Genomic DNA, 8,419 nt, shown 5'->3' with positions numbered 1-8,419 from the left:
ACCGGGTCGCGGTGGCCGCGGGCACGCGGTCCGACGCGCCCTGCGCCGCGTAGCCGCAGGGGCAGGCACAGGGGGCAGGCACAGGGCGCGCCCGCGCCGGCTACCGCCAGCCGAGCGCGGGCGCCACGTGCACCAGGACGTTCTCGATGACGTGGGCGTTGTACTCGACGCCGAGCTGGTTGGGCACGGTGAGCAGCAGGGTGTCGGCGGCCTGGACCGCCTCGTCGGCGCGCAGGTCCTCCACGAGCTGGTCGGGCTCGCCCGCGTACGTCCTGCCGAACCGGGCCACGCCGGTGTCCAGGTGACCGACCTGGTCCTGGCTGTCCACCTCGGAACCGAACCAGCGGCGGTCGCGGTCGTCGGTCAGGGGGAAGATGCTGCGGCTGACGGACACGCGCGGCGTGAAGTCGTGGCCCGCTGCCGCCCAGGCGTCGCGGAAGCGCTGGATCTGCTCGGCCTGCAGGCGGTGGAACGGCACACCGGTGTCCTCGGTGAGCAGCGTCGAGGACATGAGGTTCATGCCCTGGGCGGCGGTCCACTCGGCCGTGGCGCGGGACCCGGCGCCCCACCAGATCCGGCGCCGCAGTCCCTCGGAGTGCGGCTCCACGCGCAGCAGGCCGGGCGGGTTGGGGAACATGGGGCGCGGGCTGGGCTCGGCGAACCCCTCCCCCTGCAGCACCTCGAGGAACCGGGCGGTGTGGGCCCGGGCCATCTCGGCGCCGCCGTCGTCGGTGGGGGCGGGCTCGTGCCCGAAGTACCGGTACCCCTCCACGACCTGCTCGGGTGACCCACGGCTGATGCCCAGCTGCAGGCGCCCGCCCGAGATGAGGTCGGCCGCACCGGCGTCCTCGGCCATGGACAGGGGGTTCTCGTAGCGCATGTCGATCACGCCGGTGCCGATCTCGATGCGGCTCGTGCGCGCCCCGACCGCCGCCAGCAGCGGGAACGGCGAGGCGAGCTGCCGCGCGAAGTGGTGCACCCGGAAGTAGGCGCCGTCGGCGCCCAGCTCCTCGGCGGCCTCGGCGAGCTCGATCGACTGCAGCAGCGCGTCCGCGGCGGAGCGCGTGGCCGACGTCGGGTGCGGCGTCCAGTGGCCGAAGGACAGGAAACCGATCTTCTTCACGCTGACCTCAACTCCCCGGGTGGGCGGCGGCGTCCGCCGCGGCGCGAACGTTCCCGAAACGTTACCGGCCGGCGGGCATCGTTTCGGGCACGACGAGCGTCTATCAAGGTGTGAGACACAGTGTGAGCACGAACCAGCCGATTCTCGACCCCAGCGACGACCGGACGGTGTTCACCACAGCGACAGAGCCCGTGCGGTGGTGGATCCCCCTGGTGGCCTCCACCGGCGCACTGCTCGTGCTGATCGTCGGTGCCGCCGCACTGGTCAGCGGCGCCGTGAACGCCACCCTCGACGGCCTGCTGGGCTGACACCCCTCGCCGGCGCCGCGCTCCTGCCGCGGCGCCGGCGACCGTGCGCGCCCGGCGTCCGCCAGGATGGTGCCGTGCACACCCCGCAGCGTCCCGGCCCGTTCCACGTCGCCGTCGACTCCCCCGCCCGCGACGACGTCCGCCGCCTCCTGGACGAGCACCTCACCGACATGTACGCCACCTCGCCCGCCGAGAGCGTGCACGCCCTGGACCACACCGCCCTGCTCGCTCCCGCCGTCACCTTCTGGACCGCTCGCGAGCCGGGCGGCACCCTGCTCGGCTGCGGCGCCCTCAGCCAGCTCGACGGGACGCACGGCGAGATCAAGTCCATGCGCACCGCCACCGCCGCCCGCGGTCGCGGCGTCGCCTCCGCCGTCCTGGCCGCCGTCCTCACCGAGGCCCGGCGGCGCGGCTACGACCGCCTCAGCCTCGAGACCGGCACGCAGGACTACTTCGCCCCCGCCCGCCGCCTGTACGCGCGGCACGGGTTCGCCCCGTGCGGACCGTTCGGCCGCTACGTGCCCGACCCGAACAGCACCTTCATGACCCTGGAGCTGGACCTGGCCGGGGAGCCGGGCGCAGGAGGCGCCGCAGCCGGCTGATCCGCGCCTCGTCGAGCCCCGCGAACCGCAGCCAGGCCACCGGGTCCAGGTCCGCCAGCCACTCCAGCAGGGCCGCCCGGCGCTCGCGGACCCGTTCGTCCATCTGCTCAGGGGTCCACGTCTCGCCCGGGTGCTGCACCCACACGCCCCGCTCGACGTCATAGGCCACCGAGCCGCCCGGGTGCCGTGTCCCGCGGAACGCGCCCTCGTAGTCGGCCGCGATCGCCTCGTGCTCCACACCCGTCAGCGACAGCAGCATCGCCGCGACCATGCCCGTGCGGTCCCTGCCGGCCGAGCAGTGCACCAGCACCGGCCCCGGGGCGTCCGCGAGCGCCCGGAAGGCACCGCCGACGAGGTGGGGGTACATGGCCAGGGTCGGGGCGTAGGAGCGGGGGTGGTCCAGCCAGGGGCCGCAGGCGGCCAGGAAGTGCGGGTCGCCGGTGTCCTCGGTGGGGGTGTTGCGGGTGCGGAGGCGATCGGGTGGCGGCGGGCCGGGGGCGAGGTGGCGGGCCTGCCTGATCTCGGCGGGGTTGCGCAGGTCGACGACGGTGGTCAGGCCGTCGTCGACGGCGCGCGCCCAGCCGGCCGGTGTGACGTGCTCGGTGGCGCCCGACCGCCACACGCGCCCTGGTGCCGTGGTGCCGCCGTCCTCGAGCGGCAGCCCGCCGAGGTCGCGGAGGTTGACGGCGCCGTCCCACGCGCCGACGTCGGCGGGGGTGCTCGCAGGGGTGCTCATGGCGGGCATCGTTCGCGGGGGCGGGTGCCCAGGTCAACGGGGAGAACTCCCCTGGACGCACCGGTGCGGACCGACCGGTGCGGGCGGGTCGGTGGAGACCGGTCGGTGTCACCGCCGGCGCGGCACCGGCACCCGGTCGAGGTCGGCGGCGACGGTGAGCTCGCCGTCGTACACCGTGCGCGCCTCGCGCTCGAACTCGGCAGGGTCCTGGTAGCGCTGGGAGAAGTGGGTCAGCACGAGGTGCCGTACGCCGCCCTGCGCCGCCACGGTGGCCGCCTGCCGCGCGGTGAGGTGCCCGTGGTCGCGGGCCAGGGCGCTGTCGCGGTCCAGGAACGTCGACTCGATGACCAGCAGGTCCACGCCGTCGGCCAGGGACCAGACGGCGTCGCACAGGCGCGTGTCCATGACGAACGCGAACGACTGCCCGGGGCGCGGGTCGCTGACCTCCTCGACCCGGACGACGCCGCCCGCGGTCGGGAGCTCGCCCTGCCGTCGTAGGCGGCCGACGTCGGGGCCGGTGATCCCCGCGGCGGCCAGCCGCTCGGGGTCCATGCGCCGTCCGTCCGGCTCGTCGAGCCGGTACCCGTAGGCCTCCAGGGAGTGGTCCAGGCGGGCCGTGCGGAGCACCGCCGGGCCGTGCCGCTCACCGGCCACGCGCGGCACCATCCCGTCCCGGGTCAGGCCCTGCAGCACGACGCGCTCCTGGTGGTGGTAGGCCGTCGCGTCGCACAGCGCCTCGACCCACCGTCTGCCCGACTCGGGGAACGTGATCGGGACGGTCTGCGGCACGGCGTCGAGGCTGAGGCGCTGCACGACGCCGGCCAGGCCGAGGCTGTGGTCCCCGTGCAGGTGGGTGAGCGCGACCCGGGTCAGGGCGCTCGCGGAGATCCCGGCGTGCACCATCTGCCGCTGGGTGCCCTCGCCGGGGTCGAACAGGATGACGTCGTCGTCCCAGAACAGGGCGTACCCGTTGTGGTTGCGGGTGCGGGTGGGCACCTGGCTGGCCGTCCCGAGGGCGACGAGCTCGCGGCTCGAGGTCCGGCGGCCGGGCGGGGGCGCGGCGGGGCGCCCGTCAGAGGGCGGCACAGGAAGCACGTCCGCATTCTCCTGGACACGCCGGATCTCGGTCGAGATCAGCGGCGGAGATCCATGCAGGTGCAAACTTTCGAAAGATCACCCGCAGCCCGGAAGAACATTCATCGGGTCGCACCCGTAGCGGGCCTGGGCGAGCACCAGCACCGCCCAGCAGAACGCCAGCAGCATCGCCCCGCCCACCAGGAGGTTCAGCACCGGGTAGCTCGCCCCCTGGATCGCCGGCGTGAGCGCCAGGCCTGCTCCCGCAAGGAGACAGCCCAGTGTCACAATGGTGATCGGGCTGGTCAGAGAGTCGAGCGCCGCGGCGTCGAGCCATCCGAACCGATCCCCCAGCACGACCAGCGCGACGTACGGCAGGGCAAAACCCAGCGCCGCGATCGCCCGCCAGTCCATGACCGAGATCTTCGACAGCACCATGGCCTCCCCTGGTGAACCCCTGGTGACCACCCCCGGTGGTGGCCAAACACCCATGACAAGTGTTAATAATCGGGGGGCGGTCCGCTATCTTTGGTAGTGATTTTCACAGAATCAGACATATTCGCACGATCTCCACTTTCGGGACTCTCGCACCGATGGCACCCTGTGGCGCGTCGTAGCGCCATCGGCGGCACGGCTGTCGAGAAAGGACGCGCATGGCCCAGGACGGACGTGTAGGCAAGCCGGCGTACGCAGCCGTGTCGACACGGGTCACCGGCATCGAGGTGGCCCGCTCGCGCCTGCGGGAGATCGCCGTGGTCCGCGTCGACGAGCGTGGCGCCGTCGTCGACGAGTGGTCCGCGGTGCTGCACCCCGACGGCGCCTGGATCGCCCTGGCCGACGTCGCCACCACCCTGCGCGAACGCCTGTCCCAGCTGGCGATCGTGACCCACAACGGCCGCCTCGGCGTCGAGGTGCTGCGGGCCGAGCTGGCCCACCTGGGCTGGGACCTGCCGCCCTTCGCGCAGCTGTCGATGATCGACGCCAGCTACCACTACCTGCCCGCCCTGCGTCACCGCCGCCTGTCCGACTGCTGCACGGCGGCGGGCGTGCACATGGAGGGCGGCGGCATCCCGCCGAACTCCACCCCCGTCAACGAGGCCCGCGCCGTGGCGGGCCTGCTCGGCCGCTTCCTGCAGAGCGCCGGCGGGGTGCCCGACCTGCCCGAGCTGCTCCAGGTCACGCTCCGCGCCTGGGTCTACCCGTGGCCCGAGGCGCCCAGCCACACCCCCGGCCCGCCGCGCCCCTGGCCCGGCCGCCGCGGCCCCGGCGTGCTCAGCACGCTCGCCGGGCAGCCGCTCGCCGACGCGATCGCCGTGGTCGCCGACGTGCACACCCACGGGTACCTCGCCCTCGTCGCCGAGACCCTGCACGACGGGCGCCTGACCCCCGAGACGTTCCCGCACCTGGCCGACGCCGAGCCGCTCTACCGCCTCACCCCCGAGGCCGCCGCCGACGTGCGCCGCCGCTTCTTCGACACGCTCGTGCAGCAGGCGATCGACAACGACCGCTACCACCTCGAGGCCCGGCAGGAGCTGTGGCGCGTGGCCGACACCCTCGGCTGCCCCCGCGACGCCGTCATCGAGCCCATCGTCGAGGCGACCCCCGTCGAGTTCCCCAAGCTCGTCGACGAGTCCGGCACCAAGAAGCCCACCGACGGGCGCAACCGCGCCACGCCCGCCCAGATGCGCGCGTGGGCCATCGCCAACGGGTTCGACGTCGAGGGCTACATCCGGCTGCCGTGGTCCATCGTGCGCGCCTTCGAGGAGGCCCACGCCGAACCCGTCGACCGCACCCAGCGACCCGCGCAGGACGGCCCGGCCCAGCCGCCCGCACCGGCCGCCGCGCCCAGCCAGGACGTGCCCCAGCTCGACTTCGACCGGCTCGAGACCCCGCCGATCGGCAACCCCGTCGTCTGAGGCACCCGCCCGGGTCCCGGTCAGGCGTCCGGGAACCCGTCCGGGTTCCGGGACTGCCACCGCCACGTGTCGACGCACATGTCGTCGATCGTCCTGGTCGCGTGCCACCCCAGCTCGGTGTTCGCGCGCGTCGGGTCGGCCCAGAACGCCGGCAGGTCGCCGGCACGACGCGGACCGACCTCGTACGGCAGCTCCCGCCCCACCGCCCGCTCGAACGCCTTGAGCAGCTGCAGCACCGACGTGCCCGTCCCCGTGCCGAGGTTGAACGCCCGCGCGGGCTCCGCCATGTCGTCCAGGTGCTCCAGCGCGGCCACGTGCCCCGCCGCCAGGTCCGTCACGTGCAGGTAGTCACGCTCGCACGTGCCGTCGGCGGTCGGGTAGTCGTCCCCGAACACCGTCAGCCGCTCCCGCCGGCCCACCGCCACCTGCGCGATGAACGGCATGAGGTTGTTCGGCACACCCTGCGGGTCCTCGCCGATCTCGCCGCTCTCGTGCGCGCCCACGGGGTTGAAGTACCGCAGCAGCGCGACCTTCCAGCCCTCGGAGATCCGCGCGACGTCCGACAGCACCCGCTCGATCATCACCTTCGTCTGCCCGTACGGCGACGACGACGACAGGTGCTCGTAGTCCTCCCGGTACGGCACCGGTGCCTTCTCGCCGTACACCGTCGCCGACGACGAGAACACCAGCTTCCGCACCCCGTGCCGCGTCATCGCCTCCGCCAGCGCGAACGTCGAGTCCAGGTTGTTGCGGTAGTAGGCCAGCGGCCGGTCCACCGACTCCCCCACCGCCTTGAACCCCGCGAAGTGGACCACCGCGTCGATCTGCTCGTGCGCGAACAGCCGCTCGGTCTTGTCGACGTCGGTCAGGTCGAACGCGTGGAACGGGATCGGCCGCCCGGCCAGCCCCTCCAGACGCCCCTGCACCGTCGGCTTGGAGTTGGAGAAGTCGTCGACCACCAGGACATCGTGACCCGCGGCGACCAGGGCGAGGACGGTGTGCGAGCCGATGTAGCCGGCCCCACCGGAGACGAGAACGCGCATGCCCTCACGATAGCCGGGGAGGGGTCCCGGGCCCCGCGCCGTACCGTCCCGCCATGGCACCCGACAGCACACCCGCCCGCCGCCCCGGCGGCCTCACCGCCGCCCTGGTCGTCCTCTGGTTCCAGGTCGTCACCAACCTCGCCGGCGGCATCCTCTTCCTCGTCCTGGCCTCCGTCGAGGCCGAGCACGGCCGCGACGGCACCCTCGTCGCCGTCGGCGGCGTGATCTCGATCCTCGCCGCACCCGTCCTCGCCGTCGGCGCCGTCGGCCTCGCCCGCCGCCGCCTCCGCGCCCGCACCCCCGTGCTCGTCGTCGAGATCCTCGTCGTGGTCAACGGCGCCCTCACCGTCGTCCTCGCGCTCCTCGACGGCCTGCCGCCCTCGGGCGTCATCGGGATCGTCCTGGCCCTCCTCGTCATCCAGGGCGTCCACTCCCCGCAGGCCACCGCCTGGCTCCGGGGCGAGACGCCGGCCACCACCGGCCCCCACCACGAACCCGACCCCGCCTGACCTGCCCCGCCTGACCTGCCCCGCCTGACCTGCCCCGCCTGACCTGCCCTGTCACCCGGCACGCCTGCCCCGCCACCACGGCACCCACCACTACGCTGCCCCCGTGGCCTACACCGAGCAGCGCACCGACTCCGCGGGCCGTACCGGGCACGTGGGCCGCTACCGCGTCGACGGCCGCCTGCGCAGCACCCGCCGCTTCACCTCCCGGCGCGAGGCGCTCGCGGAGGCCCGCCGCCAGGAGGAGGCGGGCAAGCACGCCGAGTGGGTGGACCCCGCCGCCGGGCGCCTCACCGTCGCGCAGTGGTTCACCATCTGGCAGGAGGGCCGCGTCGACCGCGCGCCCCGCACCCTCGAGGCCGAGCGCGAGCGCTTCCGGTCCCTGATCGACCCGGCGTTCGGCGACCGGCCCCTGCGCCAGGTCGCCCACGAGGACGTCGCCCGCTGGGCCGCGACCATGCCGTCGCCCACCACCGGCGAGGCCGCCTCGCCCGCCCGGCGGCGCGACGCCGTCCGCCTGCTCGTCGCGCTGCTCGACGCCGCCGTCGACGCCCGCAGGCTGCGCAGCAACCCCGCGCGCACGCCGTCGGGCAAGGTGCCCGCCCTGCCCCGCGCCCCCAAGACCAAGCCGCACCGCTACCTCAGCCACGAGCAGCTGCGTCGCGTCGCCGACGCGACCACCTCCGCGCAGGCCCGTACCCTCGTGCTGCTCACCGCGCTCACCGGCCTGCGCTGGGGCGAGGTCAGCGCGCTCACCGTGGCCGACGTCGACCCCCTGCGCCGCCGCGTACGCGTCACCAAGGCCTTCACCCGGCTCGACGACGGCACCCTGCTGCTCGGCGACACCAAGACGCACGCCCGCCGCGAGGTCCCCCTGCCCGCGACGCTCACCGACGCCGTCGCCGCCCAGGCCGCCGGACGCGCGCCCACCGACCTGCTGTTCACCGGCGCTCGCGGCGGCCCGCTGCGGCGCGAGAGCTTCGACCGGTCCGCCTTCCGGCCTGCCGTGCAGGCGGCCGGACGCGCCGTGACCACCCTCCGCGAGGCCCTCGGCCTGCCACCCGGCCCCGTGTTCGACCACGAGGTCGCGGCGGCGGTGCGCGCCCTGCGG

At 74.3% G+C, this 8,419-nt stretch carries 10 protein-coding genes; 5 read left to right on the top strand and 5 right to left on the bottom strand.

Translation table 11 applies throughout. The annotated features are described in order from the left end of the window. Positions 1-100: 100 nt before the first annotated feature. On the bottom strand, positions 101-1,123 hold the full coding sequence (locus HLB15_RS20970; RefSeq protein ID WP_171108301.1) for an LLM class flavin-dependent oxidoreductase: 1,023 nt from the start codon (positions 1,121-1,123) through the stop codon (positions 101-103). Between the two features lie 122 nt (positions 1,124-1,245). On the opposite strand from HLB15_RS20970, the gene HLB15_RS20965 reads away from it, so the two are divergent. Together HLB15_RS20965 and HLB15_RS20960 are read left to right on the top strand one after the other, a co-directional pair. Further along, complete coding sequence (locus tag HLB15_RS20965; RefSeq protein WP_171108299.1) at positions 1,246-1,431, top strand: hypothetical protein; 186 nt, start codon at positions 1,246-1,248, stop codon at positions 1,429-1,431. A 74-nt stretch (positions 1,432-1,505) separates the two neighbouring features. Then, positions 1,506-2,033 carry a GNAT family N-acetyltransferase gene (locus tag HLB15_RS20960; protein ID WP_229785497.1) on the top strand — a complete coding sequence of 176 codons (528 nt, stop codon included), beginning with the start codon at positions 1,506-1,508 and terminating at the stop codon, positions 2,031-2,033. Here HLB15_RS20960 and HLB15_RS20955 read toward each other — a convergent pair. The 3 genes from HLB15_RS20955 to HLB15_RS20945 all read right to left on the bottom strand — a co-directional run bounded on the left by HLB15_RS20955 (position 1,972) and on the right by HLB15_RS20945 (position 4,281). Continuing rightward, positions 1,972-2,769 (bottom strand): tyrosine-protein phosphatase, encoded by a 798-nt coding sequence (locus HLB15_RS20955; RefSeq protein WP_171108295.1) that lies wholly within the window; start codon positions 2,767-2,769, stop codon positions 1,972-1,974. The genes HLB15_RS20960 and HLB15_RS20955 overlap by 62 nt on opposite strands. A 108-nt stretch (positions 2,770-2,877) precedes the next feature. Next, complete coding sequence (locus HLB15_RS20950; protein WP_308424938.1) at positions 2,878-3,864, bottom strand: ribonuclease Z; 987 nt, start codon at positions 3,862-3,864, stop codon at positions 2,878-2,880. A 78-nt stretch (positions 3,865-3,942) separates the two neighbouring features. Continuing rightward, positions 3,943-4,281: a hypothetical protein gene (locus tag HLB15_RS20945; protein ID WP_171108293.1), complete on the bottom strand. Its 339-nt coding sequence runs from the start codon at positions 4,279-4,281 to the stop codon at positions 3,943-3,945. Between the two features lie 257 nt (positions 4,282-4,538). Between HLB15_RS20945 and HLB15_RS20940 the strand changes: the two genes are divergently transcribed. Further along, positions 4,539-5,759 carry a 3'-5' exonuclease gene (locus tag HLB15_RS20940; RefSeq protein WP_171108291.1) on the top strand — a complete coding sequence of 407 codons (1,221 nt, stop codon included), beginning with the start codon at positions 4,539-4,541 and terminating at the stop codon, positions 5,757-5,759. 20 nt (positions 5,760-5,779) lie between these two features. Here HLB15_RS20940 and galE read toward each other — a convergent pair whose 3' ends face one another. Continuing rightward, positions 5,780-6,802 carry a UDP-glucose 4-epimerase GalE gene (gene galE / locus HLB15_RS20935; protein ID WP_171108288.1) on the bottom strand — a complete coding sequence of 341 codons (1,023 nt, stop codon included), beginning with the start codon at positions 6,800-6,802 and terminating at the stop codon, positions 5,780-5,782. A 53-nt stretch (positions 6,803-6,855) separates the two neighbouring features. On the opposite strand from galE, the gene HLB15_RS20930 reads away from it, so the two are divergent. Both HLB15_RS20930 and HLB15_RS20925 read left to right on the top strand, forming a co-directional pair. Further along, on the top strand, positions 6,856-7,311 hold the full coding sequence (locus HLB15_RS20930; protein WP_171108286.1) for a hypothetical protein: 456 nt from the start codon (positions 6,856-6,858) through the stop codon (positions 7,309-7,311). Between the two features lie 103 nt (positions 7,312-7,414). Next, positions 7,415-8,419: tyrosine-type recombinase/integrase (locus HLB15_RS20925; protein WP_171108284.1), on the top strand; the 1,005-nt coding region annotated here is incomplete at its 3' end.

The sequence above is a fragment of the Promicromonospora citrea genome (assembly GCF_013004695.1).
GTDB classification, from domain to species: domain Bacteria; phylum Actinomycetota; class Actinomycetes; order Actinomycetales; family Cellulomonadaceae; genus Promicromonospora; species Promicromonospora citrea.
The sequence above is the reverse complement of the archived record's forward strand: the minus strand, read 5'-3'. Positions and strand labels throughout refer to the sequence as shown.